This window comes from Sphingobacterium gobiense, from assembly GCF_002980575.1.
GTDB lineage: Bacteria > Bacteroidota > Bacteroidia > Sphingobacteriales > Sphingobacteriaceae > Sphingobacterium > Sphingobacterium gobiense.
Genome location: NZ_PVBS01000002.1, coordinates 183187 through 207376, shown reverse-complemented (window position 1 = coordinate 207376; position 24190 = coordinate 183187). Strand labels below are relative to the sequence as shown.

The following is a 24190-nucleotide window of genomic DNA, read 5'->3' as shown; positions in this document are numbered from 1 at the left end:
CCTAAAAATCTTACGTCCCTTCTTACAAATGGCTCACATCGATCAAATTTAGCGAATCTTAAAGCGCTCGTTGTTGTTTATTTGTAATAAAGTTGTAAATTCAAACCCTTATAAAGGAGATGTCGCGGCTCACCTTTAACATCAGTAACTCGATATCACATGAAATATTCGTTTAGACAAGCAAAGCTGGAAGATGCTGCTCAAATTTGGGAAATTTTAGCTCAAGGTATCCAACGGCGAAAAGAAGAAGGTAGCAATCAATGGCAGGATGGCTATCCAAACCCTGCTGTTATCAGAACGGATATCGAAAAAGGAAATGGATATGTATTGGCGGACGGCGATACTATCGTGGGTTATTGTGCCATATTGATCAATGACGAACCGGAATACGCCAATATAAAAGGAAAATGGCTTACAGAGGGAGATTTTGTGGTTTACCATCGGGTCGCTATTTCCGAAACCTATTTAGGCAAGGGTTTGGCTCAAAAAATGTTACTGTATATTGAAGGTTTCGCCAGACAACACCGTATCCACAGCGTAAAAGCCGATACAAATTTTGACAACGCCGGGATGCTCAACATCTTCAAGAAAATGGGCTATACTTATTGCGGAGAGGTAACTTTTCGAGGGGCATCTAGGAAAGCTTTTGAAAAAGTTATCGCACATTAAATTATTATTGATTCATTTATTATTCCTTCAGGCTGTTAATAAACTCGTTTACTTTATTCTCATCTGTGGCCCAAGACGTAATTAATCGCACGGCAAACCTGTCCTCATCAATGGGTTTCCAAATATAGAAGGCATATTTTTGCGCGAGCTTTTCCATAACACGCTTAGGAAGAATAGGGAAAATTTGATTAGTCGTAGGTGCTGTAAGAAAAGAATAACCTTGTGCTTCCATCGCATCCGCTATTTTTATCGCCATTTCATTAGCATGTTTGGCTAAAGCGAAATACAAGTCACCTTCGAACAACGTCAAAAACTGAATACCCAATAATCGTCCTTTTGCTAGTAATGCCCCTTTTTGTTTCAACATATAATCAAAATCCGTCGCCAAAAGTGTATTATTGAAAACTACGGCCTCGCCTAATAATGCACCATTCTTCGTACCACCGATATAAAAGACGTCAGTATAACGGGTTATATCGGATAGGCTCAAATCATTGGACTTGGCGGTCAGCGCGTGTCCTAACCGAGCGCCGTCCATAAACAGATATAAGTCTTTTGATCGACAATAAGCCGATAGCTGTTCGAGTTCGGATTTTTTATAGATTGTTCCAATTTCCGTTGAATTGGATATATAGACCATTCTGGGCTTTACAACGTGTGGTCTTAACGAATATTCCTGTAGAACCTGTTGAATATCCGTTGGTGTTAGTTTACCGTTTTCTGCCCCTACTGTAATCACTCGATGTCCCACCGCTTCAACGGCTCCCGTTTCATTGGCATAGATATGTCCGGTTTTCGCACTGATAACGGCTTCATGTGGCCTTAAAAGCGCAGATATAACAATTAGGTTCGTCTGCGTACCGCCCGAAACAAAGTAGATAGCCGCTTGAGGATTATCCATTTTTTGTTTCAATAGTTGCTTGGCTTCTCTGGAATAATTGTCTTCGCCATACCCGTCTTGCTGTACAAGATTGGTTTCTAGCAATTTTTGCAGAATATTAGGATGTGCCCCTTCGGCATAATCATTTTTGAAACTGTACATTCTGTGGTGCATGGATTTTATCAACACAAAAGTACAAAGTCTGGACCGTTTTTCTTTTCGTTCTTGCATTTTAGGTTACGCCATAAAAAAATATTTATCTATGTTTGGATAGCTATTAAAGACACCACCATGAAGGACAGAATCACATTATGGAAGCTTACTGTAATCTTTGGGGCATTTTTACTCTTTGCTTCTTGCGCGAGTAGTAAAAGAACCGTATTGGCAAGCCTAAGTAAAGAAAGTTATTGTAACCCGCCTGGAAATTTTCATCACTTTAATGTACAAGCAATCAAAGATGCGAAGTCTGTCCTTGCCACAAATGCTGATCTGCGCAACCGGTATTCTGTTTCCAGTATTCTGATTATGGATGCCCTCGGGCTCGATGATGAGGTGCGAACTATCGAGGCATTAAGAATGGATACGGCGCTAAGAACACAACTTAAAGTGTCGACGCTAAAACAAAAAATTAACAGTAAAACATTGCTCGTCAACTCGGAAATAGATGCAACCACTGCCGAGCTGGACTGCGAAGGCGAACGCGTAGAACAAATCGCCGGCTATATCAACGAAATAAATGCTAACAACGACACGCGTCTAACCGTTGCTTCCATCGTATTAGGTGCGATATCGGGCTTGGCCGGAGCGGTAATAAGTGATAGCGGTTGGGATAACGGGGTTGCTATTGGAACGGGCGTTGCGGGTACCGCCTTGGGTTTCATCATGCTCAACCCAAAAGGCAAAAAAGCGCAACTGAAACATGATCGTAATTTATTGGAAAACGTATGGTCTAATACCAATAATGGGGAAATGGCCCCTTTTCTTTGGTACTTGTTGACTGAGGAAGCTTTTAGCAATTCTGGAGAGACCTCGTTGCTTCATAACTTGAGGGAACGCTGGATTATGTATCAGTTTGAAGAAGATAAGGAGGCTGCCGAAAAATCCGTCAACTTCACGAAAGGAGGAACATATCGCGCAGATGATTTATATGCCCGAGCGCAGATGATTAATCAATTACAAGCAGTCGTTCGCTCTACCTCGCAACACCTAAATACTTTTCTCATGGAGCTAGATAAGTTAGAAGTAGATTAAGCTGTTGGGCTAAAATTCTAAACCCTTAGTCTGAACAAACAGACCAAGGGTTTTCGTTAAATGATGCGCTTAAAAATTAATTTTAATTTATTTAAGCTCCACGTTTGTGATAACGGGAAAATGATCTGAAGGAAAAATCCCATCGGTTTCATCCTGTAGTACCGCGTATTCTCTTACCCGAAAGTGACTGCTTGTAAAAACATAATCAATACGCCCTTCATAGGCTCGATCGTTATTCATACCGTTATACGTACCGATCGGTCCTTCCGGTGCGGTTTCACTGACAGCGCGGCTATCATTAAGAAAACGCGTCAGCGTAAGGATCGGCATGCTGCCCGGTAAGGCGTTCATATCACCTGTCAAAATCACGGGTTGCCCGTTGGTCATAAAATCGATTCTTTCTTTCATGAGCAGTGCAGATTTCTCCCGCGCCTTCACACCTATATGATCGAAATGTGCGTTGAATACAAAGAAGTTACGCCCTGTATTCCGGTCATTGAATAGTGCCCAGTTGCATAACCTAATTACTGCTGCGTCCCAACCGTGCGAGCTCTTCTCTGGTGTTTCTGACAGATAGAACCGTCCTTGGCTACGTACGGAAAACCGCTTTCCGTCGTACAATATTCTTTTGGCTGTACCAGCAACCTGCAATCCCGTTGCCCTTTGAATATCTGCCACTTGGTTTGTCTGATCCTCTTGTAGACACAATATATCGATCTCATTTTCTATAACCTGTTTGATCAACAGCTCTTTCCTCTTGCTCCACTGATAATGTTCCGATATAGCTTCTGTGTCGTGCAGAATGTTATAACTGGCAACAACAAACGTCGGTTCACCTTTCGGAGAACCTTTGTCTTCCTCTAGACCGACCGTTTCATTCTTTTGACAGGAAATACTTATGCCGAGCAACAGAACGAACCAATACATATATTTACGCATAGTCACTATTTTTAACGACAACTTGTTACTTAGTCTGTAATAATCTTAAATTCTACTATTGCTGGTCGCCGGCTACTGATAACAGGAGCCAGTCGGAAATCGACCAATTGTTGAGCGCCGACGTTCTTATATAAAATATGATCGGCTGTAAACTCTTGATTAAACTGTGTTACCGTTGGTTCGCAAGGCCTACAGACTGATGACAGCTCATCTGTCAAGACGGTTGGCAGCATATCCGATCCTTCATTCTGAAAAAAGAAATTGCCGGCAACGAAAACGGGGATATCCATGTCCTTAATGAAATTTACGATCGTTTCTCCCTGTAAAGGGCGGTTATGATTTCTTCTATTCGCATTGCTTCCATCATCTAAGTGTACGCCAATAAAGGCTATATCGATGTCTCTGCTGAAATTAACTTTCAGGTATGCCAACGGACGTTCATCCCCGTTTACAGCGGGATCCACTGGCATCTTCATAACCGAGGATTCTTCGATTGGCAATTTTGACAATACCGCTAACCCAAACTGTCCTTCCCTATAATTGTCAAGCTGCGGCGCAAACACATACTGCATACCCACATCGGTTGCGATAACTTCGGCCTGATTGATATTGATGCCCGTACGCGTATTATTTTTATCAACTTCTCGCAACACGACTAAGTCTGCTTGCTCACTATTTATTAATTGGGTGATCGCCGAGTAGTCGGCGTTCGCATTGTTTATGCCGATAGAAATAATTTTAATGTTGTTCGGATCTTTCTCTTCTCCCTCGTTATCATCATCTGGATTTGTTGCTCCGGGCGTCGGCGGATTAGGATCCACCGGTGCGACATAACTTTCCCAAGGCGCTTTACTACAAGAAGAAAAGACCATCAGGCATATAAACAAGAAACTTAATGAAGTTTTCATAACATGTATCTTTAAATATTATTTTCAACAATTAGTAACCAGGATTTTGTTCCATCTTCGGATTCGACAACATTTCCACTTCTGGAATAGGCCACCAAAAGGAGCGGTCGCCATTCGTCGTACGGGTTTCCACTTCGATTTTCCTTCCGGTTTCGGGATCGACGGCGCCATATACCGTACCGTTCATCACCTCTTTCCAAGTTCCCCATCGTCGGATGTCAAAATAGTGAACGCCTTCAAATGCCAGCTCCACCGACCTTTCTTGGCGGATAAGCGCACGCATTTTTTCCTTTGAATCGTATTTTTTTAGCGTAGCACTTGGCATACCGGCTCGATTACGCACTAAATTGACGTAATACAGCACATCCGGATGATCCCATTCTCCGAGTTCGACGAGGGTCTCCGCGTAACTCAATAATACTTCAGCATAACGAATGATCATAAAATCAAGGATCCGCGTAGTGGGTGTATTGACTTTGTCTCGCTCATCAAGGTGTTTTTTCACCCAGTAACCCGTAACGGTTGAAAATTGATTTCCTAGGCGGTTGGCGTTAACGATAGAATTATCGAATGGGTTCAATGTCGAGCTCATAAAGGTATCGCCGACAAGCAAAACAGACGCTTTCAAACGTGGATCGCGCATATCCTTATGGTTAGGGTCGCGATGAAATAGCGCAATAGAGTCTGCAGAAAGTTCACTCAAGTTGCGTCCGTCCTTGAGCTGATAGGTGTCGACAATCGCCGCTGTAGGCGATAGTACACTTTGCCCGCCCTCGCTGGGCATGCCGATCGCGGTAAACGCACCGCTGTTCCCTTCATCCCGAAAGAAAATACGTTCCTTATTCTCTTCGCCAGCATAGCTAAATAGATCGGCATAGCTATTGGTCGGATTTGCACTTCTGTACAACTCATACTCTCCTGATTCAATAATTTTTAAGGATGCATGTCTTGCCGTTTCGTAATCGTGGTAGAACAGGGCAAGCCGCGTAGCTAATGCATATGCAATACCTGATGTAATCCGGGTGCGGTCCGCAAAATCATATTTTGCAGGTAGTCCTTCAGCACATTGCAGCAGTTCAGATAGGGCAAATTCGTACACTTCTTGCTCTGTATTCCTTTCCATATAGCTATTTTCAGGGCTGAGCGCCGTTGTTACAATAGGTACACCACCAAATAAAAGCAGTAACTCCATGTGATAATAGGCCCGCAGGGCCCTAGCCTCCAAAATATAGCGGTCTTTTAACCAATCTTCCATATACACTTTACCTATGTTTTCGAGTAAACGGTTGACGCGCCGGATGGTCTTATAGTTGTCCATATAAATATGGTTGGATTTGTCCCAATTCGACGCTTGTATTCCTTTAACATAGGCTTCGTATTCGCCACGTGTACTTTGTCGTGCCACGAGCTGGTCACTTAGGGCATCCAAGAATATAATTTGCCGTCCCGAAAGGCCATGCGGAATTCCGACATAGCACCTGTAAAGCCCCAGCTCCGCGTCTGCGGCCGTATTCCACCACAGCTCGTCGTATACACTGGTAGGGTGATCCTGCACTAGAAATTTCTCACAGCCAGTTGTTGTTAACAAACCAACTGCTAAACACGTTGAATAAATATATCGTTTGTTCATTTTTTTAAAATCTTATACTTGCTCCTACTGAATATGTTGCCATAATACTATGTTTCCATTGGTCTCCCCGGCTTTCGGGATCCACCAATTTCACGCTCGTGAAGGTCATGGGGTTCTGTGCATTCAAGAATACGCGTAATCCAGAAAGCTTCAACCGGTTGGCCATCTGCGAATTTAGCGTATAGCCCAATTGGATGAACTTCACACGAACATAGGCAGCATTCTGAAACCAAAAATCAGAAGCCATACGGTTATCTCCCGGACTGGCATTTAATCGTGGAAAACGCGCATCGGTTCGATTGGGAGCCCAATAGTTGTCCGCATAATAAGTTGTAGGCACCCCACCATCTGCGCTTCTATCGAGCGGAAGAGCAAACATACCCGTCAGCATCGCATCACTCTTGCCGGTACCTTGAAGTAAAAACTCCAAATCGAAGTTTTTATAATCAAACCGAAAGTTGGAAAAGAAGTTAATACGAGGCATGGGGTCACCGATAATCGTTTTATCCGCTTCATCAATCTGTCCATCTTGATTGAGATCAATGTATTTAATATCACCCGGAGCTGACTCCACACTCCTGACCGGAATCAGAGGCGCTCCGTTGTCATCGAAGTCGTCAGCCTGCAATAAACCATCGGTCCGATACCCAAAAAGACTGCCGATACTCGACCCAACTTGATTGCGGACATCTCCCCCGCTACTTTCGTAAGGTCCTCCTACAAGACTCAAAATCTCATTCTTGTTGTAAGTAATGCCCGGTCGTAGAGAAAACCCAAACCCGTTATCCAGCCTTTCCGTATAGGTTAATGATGCTTCCCACCCCCTATTCTGTACCTCGCCGGCATTCACGGGCACCTTGGCTTGGAAGCCTCCGGTCAGCGGCAATTGTGGTTGCAAAAGCATCCCATTGGTCCGCTTATCGTAGAAATCTACCGTCAGCTCCAGTTTATTGGATGCAAATAAACCCAGATCGAATCCGACATTTAGCATATCGACTTTTTCCCAAGAAATATCCGGGTTACCGTGAGTCACTTCCAAAGCGGTAGTCGGGCTGATCAACGATTGGTAAAGGTAAGGGTCGATGTTCTCGTTTCCTAGACTACCATAAGATGCTCTTAACTTCAAATTGTTCACTATAGTAGACTCGTTCAAGAACGATTCGTTATGCAGGTTCCAACCCACCGCAACGGAGGGGAAGAAACCATATTTCTTGCCCGGGCCGAACCGCGATGAGCCATCCATACGAACTGTTCCTTCCAAGAGGAAACGGTCGTCGTACGAATAATTGAGTTTAGTATAGGCAGAGCGCAAGGCGAAGATCGTCCAGTCGCCCTGATTTCGTTGTTCTTGCGAATATCCTAAAATACTATACACGCTATGCTTATCGCGGTTAAACGTATAGTCTGCATTCAAACCCACAAAATAATAGGTTGAACGCGATTGGCTGGCCTCCCTTTGCAAGCCCCACGTCCGAAGCAACACACCGGTATAATAGTCAAAGTGATTAAAATTTTCGCGTACATTATGATGCGCATCACTATTCAGTCGGAAACTGAACTGCCCGTTTACATTCAAACCAGGAAGCACCGTCCATTTTGGCCGGAAATTAATCAAGGATTCGGTATATTCGTTCTTACGCACCCCGCCAACTTCTGCATAAGCCAAGGGATTAACGATATCGGCAAATTGTCCATAAAATCGTCGTCCATCCCTATCCGGGAAACGGGGCAATACATTTGGCGCTACGCGATACAAATCCTCCAACAAACGAAACGTGCCGCCTGACGTCGCCCGATTCGCGAGCTCACGATTCCGTTTGATTGCCGTAAAATCTAGATTGACTAGAAAATTATCCGCTAAGGTAACAGTGGTGTTGGCCCGGATATTAAACCGTTTAACATTCGTGTTTGGAAGCATACTTCCTTGATCCATATAGTTTCCCGTCACGGCAAACCGTGCTAGACTATTTCCTCCGCTCACAGAAAGACTGTGGCTCGAAATCGGCGCCATCTTATCTAGCATCAGGTCGACCCAATTGGTATTTGGGTACATAAGCGGGTCTGCTCCTCTACGCGTCTCCTCGATGGCAACATCGGCGTGGGGAGCGCCCTGACCAGCAGCAAGATGCGCCTCGTTGTCCATCTCCATATACCGAACAGCATCCACTGTTTGGGGTAATGCTGTAGGTGTCTGGTAGCCGTAATAGCCATCGTAATTCACCCGCATTTTGCCAGGCGTTCCTCTCTTAGTTGTAACGACAATCACACCATTTGCGGCACGTGATCCATAGATGGATGCCGCGGCCGCATCCTTCAATACCGTCACGCTTTCCACCGTTACGGGGTCAATATGGTTCATATCCATTGGAATTCCGTCTACCAACACCAAGGGGTTTGCGCTGTTCAACGTCGTGATACCCCGGATATATACGGTCGCTGCATCGCCGCCGGGCAATCCAGAACCCTGACTGACCTGAATACCGGTCACTCCGCCTTGCAAAGCCTGAGAAAGGTTGGTAATGGGCTTCCCGGCAATGTTGCTCTCTATAGGTAACGTCGATAATGAACTGGCGATGTGTTTTTTCTGTTGTTCGTTCATCCCTACTACGACAACTTCATCGAGTGCCGCCACATCGCTTTTTAAGGCAATAGGTAAGCTTCTTTCATTTTTCGTAACACGGTGTTCTCTAGGGTAGAAGCCTACCATCGTAAACACTAACACATCTCCCTTTTTCGCGTTTACGGAGAAGAAGCCGGATTCATCCGTGGTTGTATTTTCGACAGTACCCTTCACCATGACATTTACGCCGGCCAGTGGCATCGGCGGCTCCTGCGTATCGTAAACCACACCGTTGATTGTCACGGTTTCCTGCTGTGGACGGCTAGCTGGTGTTGCCACTTTCGCTGCATTCGCTTCTAGGATAATGGTTTTTCCTTGTAGTGTATAAGTCAACCCTAAATTGCTGGATATCTCATCCAAAACGCTGGACAAGGGAGCGCTTTTTACATCTATTGCTATTGATTTCGTGCGCTTCACAAGATTCTCATTGTAAATGAAATAATAACCTGTTTGTTTATTGAGCTCTTTAAAAACACTTTTCAGGCTACTATTTCGGGCCTGTAACGTTACATGCTGTGCAAGGGTATGTGCACTTAAATGCATGCCGAAAAAAAATAATAGAATGCCGGTAAGCTTCATAATTAAAAATGTTCGTCGAAATCTGGGGGATTTTCTACTGTTTTTTGAATGAACGACCATCGTTTTAGATCGCCGGAGTTTAAAATGTAATACTTCTTTCATACATTTGAAATGTTTGATTATTAATTCATAAAAGGATATGCTGACAGCTGATGGCAGCAGTTAATTTAGTCGAACGTTTTCCTTCTCGGTTGCCGCCGGGAAGGATTCTTCATTCATAGGGCGTTTTTTTATGCATCGATTTTTATTTTAATTGTTTGACCATTATTTTGTTTTTCTGAACATCAAAGTGTAACCCTCCAGCACGCTCCAAAATAGAAAGAAGCGTAGCCAAGGAGTCTTGGCGGGATACCATTCCTGTTAGGCTCACCTCAGGCACTTCCCCTTTATAAACCACCTCGGCATCATACCATCGACCTATCTGCCGCATCACCTGTGGCAGTTCAGATTGGTCAAAAAGAAAGATTCCATTTTTCCAAGCGATGATAGGCTCTATGTCTACGACACGCATCTGAATTCCTTGTTGCTTTCGCTTGATTTCTGCCTGCTGCCCCGGGATCAGGCGCATTGCTTCTTCACCTCTTTTTACATGGACGGAGCCTGTTAACAAAGTTATTTGGCTCTTTTGCTCATCCGGATAAGCCATTACATTGAAGCTGGTACCCAACACTTTCACTTCGCTTTCGGCGGTCTGCACAAAAAAAGGTTTGGCGGCATCATGCGCCACTTCAAAATAGGCCTCGCCTTCCAGCTTCACGCTGCGCTTGTTTCCTGAAAAATGACTTGGAAAAATTAATGAGGATGATGCATTCAGCCAAACTTTCGTCCCATCGGCCAAAATAATTTGGTACTGACCACCTCGCGGCGTCCGCATGGTATTCAGCGCATGGTCGGCCTGGTCTATATTATCGTCATCGACCCGATAGATAACCAGTCCTTCCGATGTATTGGAGATCGTAATACCCGCCTCTTGGAGCAGCTGATCTTGCTCCAGCTCATTTAATACTATTTTCTTCCCATTAAATAGGGTTAATTCGGCTCTGTCGGTTCCGGGTTGCAGATAGCCCTTTGCCTGTGCTGTTATCTGCTCCTTAGGTGCATGCTTTATATACCGATAAGCGAATAGGGATGCTGACGCGACGAGCATAACCGTCGCTGCGACCCTTGTCCAATGTATTGCATGTAAAGATCTATACCAGGGGGTTCCTTCAGACGCTTGGATTTTCTCCTCGATTTTATCAAAAAGCTTAGACAAGTGTGGCTGCTGCGCAGTGATCTCCACCGTATCGACTTCCTTATTTAACGCTTTCAGAATAAGTTCTTTCAGCATTTCCGTATTTTCATCAATATCGAAATAGCGATAGAGCTGAGTCAGTTCCTCAGCAGTACACTCTTGCTGAAGAAATTTCTGAAACAGATGCGCAACTGTATGTGGATGCTTTTCCAATCGTTTGTATTTTCTTTTCTCTATTACGTATGAAAAGAAATTTACATCTGCTCCGCTCGGACTATTTTTTCAATAAGGGTGAAAGCAAAAGAAAATTAAGCGGTAAGGGAAGCTTAAAAAATAAGAAAGAATAAAAGTAGTGTGTAATAGCGTGTCTCCACTAGATACTCCTTTACGGTTTTAGTAGCTTTAACGATATGATCATTGATCGTCGAGGTGGAAACGCCTAGCATATCGCTCACTTGGTCATAGCTTAGTCCTTCCAGTTTGCATAATTGGTAAATCTCTCTTCTTCTGGGTGGAAGCTGATCCACAGCGCTCTCCAAGATCGCCTTATCTTCCTTTTCTCTGAGCCATTTTTCGGTAGGGGACTCGCTCTTTTCTCTTTCTTCTCGTCGACGTGAGGTAACAGCATTCAACGTGTGTTGTCTTGCTTCTCTTCGGAAGTTGTCAAAAACCGCATTTTGGGCTATTTGAAAGATAAAAGATTTGAAAGATCGGTCGGTGTCGATAATGAGCCGATTTTCCCAGATTTTGATGAATACGACTTGTAATATATCGTCAGCTATTTCACTGTATTTGGTCATTCGTTTTATATTCCCATACAACTTACCACTGTATCGGTTATATAACTCCCGAAAGGCACTTTGGTCGCTTTGCTTTACTAATTCAAGTAAGACCGTCTCTGGCAAATCAAGATACGATTCGGTCCGCTTTTTCATTCGCATAAAAATTATTTATTTGTGTCTTTCTCCAAGGTATTACCCTTTCGTGTCTGACTTCGATGATATCCATAAACTCGTTACACTCGGTTTGTCTTTTAGGTGACGAAACTACCAAACGCATTCACCACAAAGTCGCACATAGCCACTTCGCAAATCTAAAATTCCAATATTACCTCTATATTAAGAAACAATAATTTATGTCAATCCCTCTTCTTTGCCCAACCTCGCATAACCGAAAACTCACAAAACTTTTTTGATTATCAGTGACGCTGATTCCGAAAATGCTTCAAAAAACGACCGTGTATAAAGCAATTGTTACGGGGACGTTAAATGATTTATTTGTTTCGACGGATTTAAAAATAGCCTGTATATTTACAGCGGTCAGCAGAATTGGCCACCCGCAGAGCGTTAGCCGGTAACGTTCCGAAGGTTCGAATCCTTCCTCTGCAACATCATCAAGTTTAGTTTAGTTAGTTAGTCAGCTAAGCCCCTCCTCCCCGTTGGGGCTTATTTGTTCTACGAGGTGACGCGGTATATGTTTAGAACTCCGCACGGAAAGGAAGTCAGCATACCAGTAGCCTGAAGATTTCACGATACGTTTTTGCGTTGTAAAATCAACATACACCAGTCCGAATCGGGGATGATATCCTTCTGCCCACTCAAAGTTATCGAGGAATGTCCATACGAAATATCCATTTACTTTTACCCCTTCTTGTTTTGCACGCAACACCTGCGCAATGGTGTCTTTTAAATACGTTTTTCTTTTCGAATCGTTTACTTGTTGGTCTCGGACCTCATCCTGAAAGGCTGCTCCGTTTTCAGTTATCATCAGCGGAGGCATATTTTCGTAAGCACTGAATTTCTTCAATACGTGATAGATTGACGCTGGATAAACTTCCCAATTCATAGCTGTTACCTCTACCTTACGTTTTTTTGCACTGACAATTTTTGCTTGTAACCACGGGACAAAAGGTGCATAACGGATTACTTCTCGTGTGTAATTTTGTATGCCGATGAAATCCATATCAAACTTCAGATCTCTCTCATCGTCTTGTTGTATATATTTTTCTATTCGATTCAGAATCTTCAGATCCTGTGTAGGGTACCCCATACCTAGTAACGGCTCGATAAACAGCCGATTGAGCAAGGCGTCTGCCTTTCTTGCAGCAAGCATATCTTTTTCGATTGCGCGGAATGGCTCAACGTGTGAGCATGAAAACGTCGTACCAACACAACTGTCGCTTTGTATAGATTTAATTATCCGTGCTCCGTAAGCCTGTGATAGCGCGGCATGATGCGTAGCTGCTAAAAAATTGCCCAACCCCTTTCTACCTGGAGCGTGCACACCAAAGAAATATCCCGCGCCGGTAAACACAACTGGTTCGTTTAAAACCATCCAATTTTTCACGCGGTCTCCAAAATGCTGGACGCACATGGACACATAATTGCCAAACCACTCTTTGACATCACGATTTACCCAACCTCCCTTCGATTCCAGTGCGTGGGGAAGATCCCAATGGTAAAGCGTTACCCAAGGTGTTATACCCAATTCTAGCGAAAGATCAATAAGCCGATTATAAAAATCGATTCCTTTCTGATTAATCTCGCCTGTCCCATTAGGAAGTATACGGCTCCACGAAATAGAAAATCGGTAATTCGGAATGTTTAGGCTGTGCATCAGATACAGATCGTCTACGTAACGATTGTAAAAATCACATGCAATATCCCCATGTTGATTTTGGAAGATTTTATTCTTTCTTTTTACAAAGACATCCCAGATCGATAACCCTTTACTATCGTGGTTATGCGCTCCCTCGATCTGATAAGCAGCAGTGGAAACGCCCCAGATGAAGTCTTCTCCAAAGGCATCCTTATTCAACAACATCTAACGCTCTCCCTTTTTATATATCACAGTTTATGAAACCGCATAGGTGAATAGAATGAGGAGAACTGGGCTAAAAACAAGCGCGTGAACACTTTCTGGAAGAAATAAATGACCCTTTTCATGGCAATTAAGTTTTAATCCTTATGTAAATTAAGGGATTATATATGAATAAACGATTACCAGCATATTAAGTTTTTATTTACTGTTAATCGTACAGTCTTACTTTATGTTGATTTAAAAAGTATGATCAGACCAGGTCACCGGAATTTCATCTTTTATTAAAACCAAAGGTAGCAGATCGACGTATATATAGAAAACAACTGCGTATGCAAATAGGTTTTCACGCGTCACACGAACAGTTTTCGCCCAAACATTTGCTCGAACTGGTAAAGTTGGCAGAGCGTGCTGGTTTTGATGCCGTGCTTTCATCAGATCATTTCCATCCTTGGAGCAATGCCCAAGGAGAGAGCGGCTTTGCGTGGAGCTGGCTAGGAGCTGCTATGCAAGCAACCCACTTGCCCTTTGCCATTGTCAATGCACCAGGCCAACGCTATCATCCCGCGATTATTGCACAAGCCGTGGCAACATTGGACAACCTGTTTCCAGAGCGGTTTTATATCGCCGTGGGCAGCGGGCAGGCTTTGAACGAAGCCATCACGGGAGCGAAGTGGCCCGTGAAAGAAACCCGCAATGCGAGGCTTGAGGAGGCCGTAGATATCATGCGGGAGCTTTGGCGAGGTGATTATGTAACACGGAATGGGCTGATTCGGATTGAACGAGCTAAATTGTTTACACGGCCACATGCAACCCCAATGGTTTATGGTGCCGCCCTTACAGAAAGGACCGCGCAATGGTTGGCCGATTGGGCAGACGGCATGATAACCGTATCGCAACCAATGGAACAACTTGAAAAAATGGCTGCTGCGTTTCGGAAAAAAAATGTTTCCAAACCGATGGCTTTAAAAGTTCAGGTGTCCTACGCTCCCGACGAAGAAACGGCGCTTTATGGCGCCTGGGAGCAATGGAAAAATAATATTTTTCCTAGCAAGCTCCTTGCCGAGATCAGTACACCCGATCAGTTTGATGCTTTAGGCGCTGTCGTGCGTAAAGAAGATTTAAAACAGCATGTTATTATTTCAAATGACCCTATGGTTTACATCCAGAAAATCAATGCATTTTTCGCAATGGGCTTTGAAAAAATATATATACACAACGTAAACAGTGAGCAAGAGCTTTTTATTGATTTTTTTGGAGAACAGGTTCTACCTCATTTAAAAAGATAGTATAGATGAATAAACACTGGTATAAAAAAGCCGTCATCTATTCCTTGGATGTCGAAGACTTCATGGATGCGAATGGAGATGGTGTAGGCGATTTTCAAGGATTAATCGAGCGGATTCCTTACTTGTCCGCTTTAGGCATTGATTGCATCTGGCTACTTCCTTTTTATGGCTCACCAAATAAAGACGATGGCTATGATGTGAGCAACTATTTTGAGGTGGATAAGCGGCTGGGAAATTTGGGTAACTTTGCCGAATTTGTTGATGCTGCCACCAAAGCAGGTATCCGGGTTTTGGTAGACCTCGTGATTAATCATACGTCAGTTAAGCATCCGTGGTTTATAGAAGCTGCAAAGGACAAAGCATCCAAATACCGCAACTTTTACATTTGGGCCGATGAGAAGCCAGATGATGATGGCAAATATGCCATCTTTGGGCCAGATCAAGACTATTCAAACTGGGAGTATAGTCGAAAAACAAAACAATGGTACTACCACACCTTTTATAACGATCAGCCCGACCTGAACATGACAAATCCCGCTGTACAGGAAGAAATATTCCGGATTATCAACTTTTGGCTAAAGTTAGGAATTTCCGGCTTCCGCATTGATGCCGCTCCGCATATTATCAGACAGAAGGGCGACCAAAAGTTCGACGGGGACCGTCACGATATTTTCAGGAAGATCAGACAGTTTGTAAAAGAGCGAAACCCTGAAGCAGTCTTAATCGCCGAAGTAAATGTCAAACCAAAGCGGTATAGTGATTTTTTTGGCAAGGGCGACCAAATGCACATGCTTTTTAATTTTTATATCAATAATTATATATTCGTTGCGTTTGCCCGAGGAAAGGCCACCCCCCTTCTAGCAGCCCTAGATCGTCTCCCAACACTACATTATGAACAACAAATGGCTAACTTTCTCCGGAACCACGATGAGCTTAATTTAGAGCAGCTAAGCGACAAAGAGCGCGAGGAAGTGTTTGAAGTTTTTGCTCCAGATGAAGACATGCGCATATTTGACAGGGGCATCCGAAGAAGACTAGCCCCTATGCTGCAGAATGATCGGAAAAAGTTAGAGCTAGCTTATAGCCTGCTACTCACGCTTCCCGGAACTCCGGTGCTTCGCTACGGACAAGAACTGGGAATGGGTGAAGCGCTTTCCAAAGAGGGTAGGAATAGTGTACGTACGGTTATGCAATGGCACGGTGGAAAAAACGGCGGTTTCTCTAAGGCGGCCACCGAAGAACTTGTAGAAGATATCATTACCAAAGGTCCGTACGGATATAGGAAAGTGAATGCAAAAGCGGAAAGCTTGGATCCTAACTCGTTACTAAACTGGCTGATAAAAGCCATTAGGATCAGGAAGCAATTGCCCGAAATAGGTGATGCACGATTTGAAATCATTCCGGTGAACAGTGAAGAAGTTATGGCTATCCGATATGAAAGTACGCACAGGTGTGCCCTGATACTTCACAACTTTAGCGGTAACGATGTCCACGTCAAAATCGAGATGGAAGATATGAACGGGTATCTTGAGGTTTTCAGCAACGAAAGCTATGAGGAGTTCAATCCTAAAAAAAGGATCCAATTATCCGCGTTTGGTTACAGGTGGATGCAGAAGAGACAGCTGTTTGATTAAACCCGTTGGAGAAATAACAAACTATACATTAACGTAGTTTATTCGAAAATAAAATGGTATAATTCCAACATTCCTCCACACTCCAAATCAACTTTTCTATTTTTGGAGGAAAAGAAAGCTACATGCATCGTTACATTGTATTATTCAGTTTATTTTGTGCTTCCCTACCTCTTCAAGCACAAAACGGCAAACTATCCGGCACGGTCAAGGATGCTATTTCTCAATCCCCCGTTTCGTACGCGAGTGTCGCCATCGTCGATACCAACCATAATGTGTTAGATGGCGTTATATCTGATTCTCTAGGCTACTTCCAGTTTTCCGATGTAAAGAACGGGACATACCGTTTGCTGATCAAGTTTATCGGATATAACCAGAAAAAGATCGATTTTAAAATGAGTCGCAACCAAAATGTTAACTTGGGAACATTGCTACTCGCACCCGCAGCCACGGAAATAGAACAGATTAACGTTACAGGTAAAGCTGCTCCCCAACGTCATAGCTCCGATCGCCAGGTATATCGATCGGATCAGTATAAAAACGCTGTCGGAGGAACAGCATTGGATATCATAAAAAATCTGCCCGCCGCATCCCTCGATGCTCAGGGTAATATCAGTATCCGTGGTAACGCGGGCATTCTTGTTTTGATCAATGGCAAACCCTCTTTTTTGGATCCAGCGACTATTTTAAGCCAGATAGCGGCTAACGACGTGTCCGAAGTAGAGTACATCAGTAGCCCGACGGCTCAATTTGATCCGGATGGAAAGGGCGGAATGATTAATATTAAAACCAACCGAAAACCAGATACAGGTTTTTCTTGGGTGCTTAATCTGCAAGGTGGCTTACCGAGTATTGACGACTATAACAACAAGGAGAGACAGCAGCGTTATGGTGGCGATATTGCTTTCCAGTATAGGCAAAACAAGCTGGAATTAAATGGGTCCGCAAATTACCTCAGAAATGACAATGCCGGCTTACGGGATGGCGATGTATATACGATCATCGGCGATAGACAGACTTTTTTCCCTTCAACGGGTGAGAGGAGTTTTGATAAATACAATTATGGTCTACGCCTAAACGGCTCGTATGCGTTTTCCGAAAAGCAAACGCTCAGTTTAGGTGTTTTAGCTTCCCGTCGATTTCAGGACCGGGTAGCCGACATCCATTATACTAATCGGACTATTCAGCCATCAACCGGTCAGCAAATATCTTCTGTAAATTATTTCAACCCGAATCTGCAAAACAAACAGGGGGAGTTTTATTTGCTTGACTTAGCTTATCAATACAAAATAAATCCCACTCATGCTATACAGGTCAATGGTATTTACGAGTACGCCAATATATACGGATCGACAAAGAATGGCAACATTGAAAATGGTGCTGACACCGTTCAATGGACATATAATCCCTATAAAAACCCATTACAGGGTTTGCGGTTGTCTTTGCAGCATCAATGGAAAATAGGAAAAGCAGTATGGGTAACCGGCTACCAGCTACGACACGATAGCCAAAAGGGGGATTTCGCGTATTATGAATCTAATACAGGCATCACGAACCTCGTCTTAAATCCTGAATTTACCGGAAAATTAAATGCTACCAATATCATTCATGCGCTATACAGCCAATATGATAAAACGTTTCATAAAACGCAATTATCCTTAGGGCTGCGTTATGAATACTACCAACGGGACTTGCTTTTACTAAACACGGGGCAACAATTTCCTTACGCCATCCACCAACTCTACCCTACCCTAAACCTTATGCACGATTTGGGCTCGGATTGGTCTTGGAAGTTGGCTGCTGCAAGAAGGGTACAACGCAATAACAATTTCGAACTCAATCCCATTCCTGAACGAGAGCACTCCGAAACGTTGGAACAAGGAGATCCGGAGCTATTGCCGGAGTTCGTTACAAATGCCGAAACAGGATTGGTCAAGAAAATCAACACAGGAAGCCTTTTCGTCAACGCGTACTATCAACATAGTAAAAACCCAATACAGCGCGTCAATGCGGTCTACGCTGATACCATTCTACATCGGGTCTTTACCAATGCAGACTATGCGAGTCGCTGGGGTATGGAAGTTGGCGGCAATGGAGAGCTTACACGATGGCTATCGCTGAACGGCGGTTTGAATATTTATAATTACAAGATAGCTGGCCAGGTATTAGACTATCAAGAAACCCGCGAAAATCAAGATTGGGTATATTCCGTAAACACTGGAATTCAGGCGAACCTAGCAAATAATTGGAGTATGGGACTGCAGGTAAATTACCTATCGGAACGACCTACCGTTCAGGGGGTGGATTCTAGATTCGTTACCCCTCATTTTAATCTGAGCAAATCCTTTATGCGGGGTGCTATGACGGCCCAAATCCAATGGCAAAATATAGAACTGGGCAAATGGGGCGTCAACGAGCAAAGAATCAGTACACAAGCACACGATTTCTATACCACAACGAATTACGTCTACGAGAAAAATATACTGTTGATTAATTTAAAACTCAATCTGCAGCGTCTGAATGAAGTGTTCAAGTTGCCTAAAAGTGAATTTGGTGAAAAAGAATTTTAAATTCGCTGATTCCGGAAATTCTTGGGTGTAGTACCAGCATACCGCTTAAAATATTTGGAAAAATGGGATTTATCAGAAAACCCTAACGCATAAGCTACTTCCGAAACGGTTTTTCCAGTATAAACGAGTAGTCGTTGCGCTTCTTTGATAATATAGGTTCCTATGACTTCCGAGGCGGTTAGATCGGTGTTTTTCTTGCAGGCCACATTCAGGTTTTGTGGACTTGTATGTAGGATTTCGGCATAATGGGCCACGTGATTAATCACTTTTCCATCTTCACTTAACAGCGCGCAGAACCGAACAAAAAGGTTATTTTGCATCGTTCTGTTCGGTTTTATCTGTTGTACGTCTTCTAACGTTTTTGCCAAAATAACTTTGAGCAAACCCTCTTGGCAGACCATATTCTTTTCTTCCTGAAGCATTTCCAAAAGGCGTTGAAGATACTGACCGTTTTTCAGGTAAATCGTGTTATACTTCCCTATCTCCTTGACAAGGCGGTTAATTTCAAAATCCAAGGACCGGTCAACGAATGGTTTCTTCACTAAAACCACGTAACCTACTACCGGAAGCGCCAATTCCCAATGATGAACATTTCCTTGTTGAATAACCAGCACACAAGGCGCCTTAACAACAATTTCTCGACCATCAATATAATGTTTCCCTGAAGTTTCTGCCAAGAACACCAATTCTAGGTAGCCATTATGTTTATGAGCCGTGGTATGATGCTTAGACTGATCAAATCGCCTAACTTTGATCAGTTGCTGACCATCCATTTTGTCCTTGATTTCAATTTCTTTCTGCATCATCTCCACCCCAAGAGGATTTCGTAAATACACAATATGTTTTATCTATCCAAACCTACATAAAGTTCCTCTTACATACAATAATGCATTTGTATGTGTACTACAGTGGCACTGCCGCCACGTTTACCGCGCCATGGAAAGGAAATACCGATTAAAATCGGTAGGTCAAGCCAACAGTTCCTCCACCATGAAAGGTATTCCGTCTCTGGTCTGCTCCCCAGGCTTTCCAGATCACACCTTTATTCGCCAATCCGGGATGTATTGCCTCCGAATACGTCAGCGATGGGGCAGCATATACTTGAAGTTGTCGGCTCAAGTTCATCGCGGGTATGACCCGCAATGAACTGCGATTGGTATCATTATATTTAAGGTCTTCATCAAAATGCGTTCGATGAACCAATTCTGTCGACAGCGTAAAGCTTGTCCGTTGTATAAGATGTGCACCGATACCAGCTTCAATTCCGTATTTAAAGTGACCGTCGTTTAGGTAAGTACCTACTCCCAAGACGCTGTACATCACCCGGCCGCCGCTTCTGAAGCTCAAACCCATGAACTTGCTCTCATCAAGTCCCAATGACAATTGACGAGAACCATTTTTTATCCAGTTAAACACACCTATAGGGTAGTCGCTACTATCGGCCATATTAATAACAGCAAGCTGCACACCACGTACTTTCTGAGCGATATTAATACCTCCTGCGAATTGACTTCCGACCTCGCTTTTAGCTAAATTCATCACACCGGCAAATTGTATGCCCTGCACAGCATTATTAGCCAGATTGATTCCTCCCGTCAACTGTATCCCGGAAGCAACCGTGTCTATGCTATTCCATATTCCTGCCAATTGAACACCAGACAATTTATTCAATCCAACATTACTAACTCCTGCAGCCTGAAAGCCTCGAACATCGCCTCCTACGACATTGAATAGACCGGCGAATTGAACGCCTTGCATGTCAAATTGGTTGACATTAAATGCTCCAGCAAGTTCTGTTCCCGTTACACCCGCTGTATACCCCCCTATGATATTTAGAGAGAACTTATTAACGATCTGCGAATTGAAAAATCCGTGAGTGCCCAATCCTGGAGTCATCGAAATCTGAAAAGGGCTATACACAAAGAAACCTCCTAAGTTAAGATTTTGAACGCGCTGTCTAGAACTGGTAAAAAACCTCCCAAAAGCGGTGTTCGAGATCATTTTGCTCGAATCTGAAGCATGATAATATCCTGTTTTCCTTTCCTTACCCTTGCGTGAAACCTCTATCGGGAGCAATAAAACTAGCGCTGTATCTCGATAATTTTCTTTACTCATCGCTATCGTAAAAGTAGGTGCTGGATTCTTAACATCTAATTCGAAGTATCCGCTTTTGTCTGTCAATGTAGAAAATTGATATGCCGTGCCGTCATACACCGTGACAAACTTAACAGGCATATCTGTACGGATGTCTTTGACATAACCGGAAATCTTCGTTCGATTATTTTTGATGGTATCCATATCAACCGTGCTTACATCCATCCGTTGCGGGGCATACGTAATAATGATGTGCGAATTGGCTTCTTTAAAACTATATTTTTCTCCGAGTAGTTTTTCCAAATAACCGACTAACAGGCCTTGATAACGATCTACATTAACTTCTTCATCTAAATTTAGCAACTGGCTGTTGTAGGAAAAAAGAACCGATTGATCTTGTTTCAATACGTCAAAAATCTCTCTTATAGTCGCTCCTTCGAATTTTGGCAATTGTATATTATCTGAAAGTTTATTTTGAGCATCCGCGGATAAACTGTTGAAGCACATAACCAGCGTGCTTACAGCAAAAAGTTTCGACTTCCGGATAATGTATATAACAATTTTCAAATGTTTAATAAAGTTGTAATATTTAGACATGGGATGCTTATTTAATATAATAGATGTCATCTTTTTTACTCATTTTTAAGTCGAATGTTTTCAGAATAACGTCTACGATTTCTGTTAGATTCTGCTGTTCGAATGTTGCTGTATATGTTAGCTCTTTTGTTTTCGGATCTTCAATTAAAAACTTTTTTCCATAGGCTTTCCCTAAGACTTCAAAAACGCGTCGCAACGGCGTGTTCTCAAATGTAAATTCCTGATGGACATAATACCGATAGAGTTGATCCGGAATCGTGTCAACACGAAGCTTCTGATTGGAGGTATCTGAAACAACAATCATCTGATTGGGCTTTAAAATAAGTTCCTGTCCACTATAGGTAACTTTTACTGCGCCACTCGCTACAATAACCTCGGTGTCGGTTCCGTCTCGCCGAACATGAAAACTGGTTCCCAAAACTGTGATTTTACTTTTACCACTTTCAATAACAAAGGGATGATTCTGGTCTTTTTTTACATCAAAGAAAACTGCTCCTTTAAACAGTTGGACCTTTCGATCTTTTCCAAGCCACTGTTTTTGATAAACCATTTCTGCATGCGTATTAAGATGAACGGTGCTCCCGTCTGGCAATCCCGTATGCTGTACCTGCATATCCGTTTTTAATTTCTTTTTTACGCTGAGTGCGGATTGGAGTCCCCAAAAAGCTAATGTACCAAACAGCATTAACGATGCAGCAACGCTTAACCACTTCAGGCTAATTCGTTTTTGTGTGGTATCTAGTTTTTTTTCCTTGCTACTTTGCTCATCACGCATCCGAACGAAGTCTGACCAGGCCTTGTCTACATCTATTTCAGGAATCTGTTTAAGATTTTCTCCGATATCCCATATTTTTTTCATTTCCTCCAGTTCCTTTTTATTGTCACTATGCTCGGCAAGCCATGCCTCCACTAAAAGACGTTCTTGATTGTCGGCTTCTCCAACAATATATTTTATTATCAATTCCTTCATAACCCTGTCATCATGATTAAAGTCAATACATTTAAATAATCCGCAAGATGAAGTCTCAGATGCTTCAACGCTTTGGTCATATGTCCTTCCACTGTTTTCAGCGACAACCTCAGTTCTTCAGCTATTTCCTGATATTTCAATTCCTGAAATCTGCTCATCTCAAATACGATTCTACTCTTTTCAGGTAACTGAGCTAGAGCAACATGTAACTGTTTCCGCAATTCGGTATCACTTTGTTGGGCATACGCCGAACTAGCGCCGGCATACTGCTGATACAATTCGTACTTTACCTTACGTTGATTTCTCTTAAGGAGATTCATACTTTCGTTGTATACTGCCCGATACAAATAAGATCGAACAGACGTATGGATATCCTGTTGCCCATATTTTTCCCACAACTTTAGAAAAACTTGCTGGACGGTTTCTTCGGCTGTATCCGCATCACCCAATATTTTAAATGCGTACCGGTACAACTCCTTAAAATAAGTCCTAAAGACTTCTTCAAATTTTTTCTCTTTATCTAATAGCATATTTATGATGCTTTTATTTTTTTTCGTCTGCACTTTTCTAATGGCCCTAACTATATATGTAGACAATTAATTTGATCTTAACCCTTATACAATTCTTACTTTTTCTTTTTCATCGACAGGGTTAAACGATCCCCTGCCGACAAAAATACCCAATGCGCTAATTTTTTTTCAGTTCAGGCAAAGGGTATATCTAGAATCAGTTGTCATAAACATAAAAGAATACTATAACATTTAATCTTAAACGTAATCAAAAATGAAAAAACACGCGAGATACGGATTTATAATTTCCGTCTTATGCCTTGGTTTACTAGGAACCGTTAATGCGCAGGATATTGAATACGGTGTGAAAGCCGGAATCCTATTCAATATGCCAAGCTATGATCATGATGCCGTGAGCAATTCCGATTCGAAATTTGGTGTACAGGCGGGCGTCTTTGCTCGTACTTCTGAAAGACTTTTTCTGCAAGGGGAATTAACATTTTCCACTTTTAAATCGGAGTATACCTTTCAACAACAAAATTATAATCCTACATTCTACCAGTTGAATGTACCTATTCAATTAGGTTACAAAATAGTAGAGAATGACCAAATGAATTTAAGAGCGTCTGTAGGTCCTCAAGTAAACTATAATTTGAAAGAGAACCGCGCCACAAGTAACAATCATTTCAATAGATTTACCTACGACGGGGTCGTTAATCTAGGCACTGATATAAGCCGTTTTGCTATAGATCTCCGATATAACCATTCCGTCAATAAAACGAGTAAAGAGCTTGAAAGTCGCGATCGAATAATAGGTTTATCCGTAGGCTATAAATTTTAAATCAAAAAGGCCGCCCCTAAATGGGCGGCCTTTATAGTTAATCGTTGGGTAACATAAGTACAACATTACCGATCTTTCGTCCGCTTGCTACGTAGGTATAAGCTTCCTGTACCCGATCAAGCGTATAGCTGCATTTGAATTTCAGGAACCGGCGAAATAAAA

At 42.8% G+C, this 24190-nt stretch carries 18 protein-coding genes; 6 read left to right on the top strand and 12 right to left on the bottom strand.

The genetic code is table 11. The annotated features are described in order from the left end of the window. The first annotated feature begins 159 nt into the window (after nucleotides 1-159). Nucleotides 160-669 (top strand): GNAT family N-acetyltransferase, encoded by a 510-nt coding sequence (locus tag C5749_RS10085; protein WP_105725680.1) that lies wholly within the window; start codon nucleotides 160-162, stop codon nucleotides 667-669. A 19-nt stretch (nucleotides 670-688) separates the two neighbouring features. Here C5749_RS10085 and C5749_RS10080 read toward each other — a convergent pair whose 3' ends face one another. Next, nucleotides 689-1711 carry a threonine aldolase family protein gene (locus C5749_RS10080; RefSeq protein ID WP_105725678.1) on the bottom strand — a complete coding sequence of 341 codons (1023 nt, stop codon included), beginning with the start codon at nucleotides 1709-1711 and terminating at the stop codon, nucleotides 689-691. Nucleotides 1712-1840: 129 nt separating this feature from the next. On the opposite strand from C5749_RS10080, the gene C5749_RS10075 reads away from it, so the two are divergent. Beyond that, the gene (locus C5749_RS10075) at nucleotides 1841-2800 is read left to right on the top strand and encodes a hypothetical protein (protein WP_146113731.1); all 960 of its coding nucleotides are present in this window, start codon (nucleotides 1841-1843) and stop codon (nucleotides 2798-2800) included. Nucleotides 2801-2887: 87 nt separating this feature from the next. On the opposite strand, the gene C5749_RS10070 is transcribed toward C5749_RS10075, so the two are convergent. The 7 genes from C5749_RS10070 to C5749_RS10040 form a co-directional block, all read right to left on the bottom strand. Continuing rightward, the gene (locus tag C5749_RS10070; protein WP_105725674.1) at nucleotides 2888-3739 is read right to left on the bottom strand and encodes an endonuclease/exonuclease/phosphatase family protein; all 852 of its coding nucleotides are present in this window, start codon (nucleotides 3737-3739) and stop codon (nucleotides 2888-2890) included. 29 nt (nucleotides 3740-3768) lie between these two features. Continuing rightward, a complete protein-coding gene (locus C5749_RS10065; protein WP_146113730.1) occupies nucleotides 3769-4647 on the bottom strand; it encodes an endonuclease/exonuclease/phosphatase family protein in 879 nt (292 codons plus the stop codon). 31 nt (nucleotides 4648-4678) lie between these two features. Further along, on the bottom strand, nucleotides 4679-6277 hold the full coding sequence (locus C5749_RS10060) for a RagB/SusD family nutrient uptake outer membrane protein (RefSeq protein ID WP_105725670.1): 1599 nt from the start codon (nucleotides 6275-6277) through the stop codon (nucleotides 4679-4681). A 4-nt stretch (nucleotides 6278-6281) separates the two neighbouring features. Next, nucleotides 6282-9476, bottom strand: a complete 3195-nt coding sequence (locus tag C5749_RS10055; RefSeq protein ID WP_181151339.1) for a TonB-dependent receptor — start codon at nucleotides 9474-9476, stop codon at nucleotides 6282-6284. A 244-nt stretch (nucleotides 9477-9720) separates the two neighbouring features. Next, nucleotides 9721-10923, bottom strand: a complete 1203-nt coding sequence (locus C5749_RS10050) for a FecR family protein (RefSeq protein ID WP_105725666.1) — start codon at nucleotides 10921-10923, stop codon at nucleotides 9721-9723. A 113-nt stretch (nucleotides 10924-11036) separates the two neighbouring features. Continuing rightward, nucleotides 11037-11645 carry an RNA polymerase sigma factor gene (locus C5749_RS10045; protein WP_181151337.1) on the bottom strand — a complete coding sequence of 203 codons (609 nt, stop codon included), beginning with the start codon at nucleotides 11643-11645 and terminating at the stop codon, nucleotides 11037-11039. Between the two features lie 481 nt (nucleotides 11646-12126). Then, nucleotides 12127-13533: a GH1 family beta-glucosidase gene (locus C5749_RS10040; protein WP_105725662.1), complete on the bottom strand. Its 1407-nt coding sequence runs from the start codon at nucleotides 13531-13533 to the stop codon at nucleotides 12127-12129. Between the two features lie 326 nt (nucleotides 13534-13859). Between C5749_RS10040 and C5749_RS10035 the strand changes: the two genes are divergently transcribed. The 3 genes from C5749_RS10035 to C5749_RS10025 all read left to right on the top strand — a co-directional run bounded on the left by C5749_RS10035 (nucleotide 13860) and on the right by C5749_RS10025 (nucleotide 19017). Beyond that, the gene (locus C5749_RS10035) at nucleotides 13860-14816 is read left to right on the top strand and encodes a TIGR03885 family FMN-dependent LLM class oxidoreductase (protein ID WP_105725660.1); all 957 of its coding nucleotides are present in this window, start codon (nucleotides 13860-13862) and stop codon (nucleotides 14814-14816) included. A 5-nt stretch (nucleotides 14817-14821) separates the two neighbouring features. Further along, nucleotides 14822-16450 (top strand): alpha-amylase family protein, encoded by a 1629-nt coding sequence (locus C5749_RS10030; RefSeq protein WP_105725658.1) that lies wholly within the window; start codon nucleotides 14822-14824, stop codon nucleotides 16448-16450. Nucleotides 16451-16572: 122 nt separating this feature from the next. Beyond that, complete coding sequence (locus C5749_RS10025) at nucleotides 16573-19017, top strand: TonB-dependent receptor (protein WP_105725657.1); 2445 nt, start codon at nucleotides 16573-16575, stop codon at nucleotides 19015-19017. On the opposite strand, the gene C5749_RS10020 is transcribed toward C5749_RS10025, so the two are convergent. From C5749_RS10020 to C5749_RS10005, 4 genes are all read right to left on the bottom strand, one after another. After that, nucleotides 19014-19853, bottom strand: coding sequence for a helix-turn-helix domain-containing protein (locus tag C5749_RS10020; protein ID WP_146113729.1), 840 nt, complete (start codon nucleotides 19851-19853; stop codon nucleotides 19014-19016). The two genes, C5749_RS10025 and C5749_RS10020, sit on opposite strands and share 4 nt — an antisense overlap. Nucleotides 19854-19971: 118 nt before the next feature. After that, on the bottom strand, nucleotides 19972-21738 hold the full coding sequence (locus tag C5749_RS10015; protein WP_105725653.1) for a peptidase associated/transthyretin-like domain-containing protein: 1767 nt from the start codon (nucleotides 21736-21738) through the stop codon (nucleotides 19972-19974). Next, nucleotides 21716-22678 carry a FecR domain-containing protein gene (locus C5749_RS10010; protein ID WP_105725651.1) on the bottom strand — a complete coding sequence of 321 codons (963 nt, stop codon included), beginning with the start codon at nucleotides 22676-22678 and terminating at the stop codon, nucleotides 21716-21718. Before C5749_RS10010 ends, C5749_RS10015 begins: the two co-directional genes overlap by 23 nt. Then, the gene (locus C5749_RS10005; protein WP_105726979.1) at nucleotides 22675-23208 is read right to left on the bottom strand and encodes an RNA polymerase sigma-70 factor; all 534 of its coding nucleotides are present in this window, start codon (nucleotides 23206-23208) and stop codon (nucleotides 22675-22677) included. Before C5749_RS10005 ends, C5749_RS10010 begins: the two co-directional genes overlap by 4 nt. Before the next feature lie 253 nt (nucleotides 23209-23461). Between C5749_RS10005 and C5749_RS10000 the strand changes: the two genes are divergently transcribed. After that, nucleotides 23462-24028, top strand: coding sequence for a porin family protein (locus tag C5749_RS10000; protein WP_105725649.1), 567 nt, complete (start codon nucleotides 23462-23464; stop codon nucleotides 24026-24028). The last annotated feature ends 162 nt before the right edge of the window (nucleotides 24029-24190 follow it).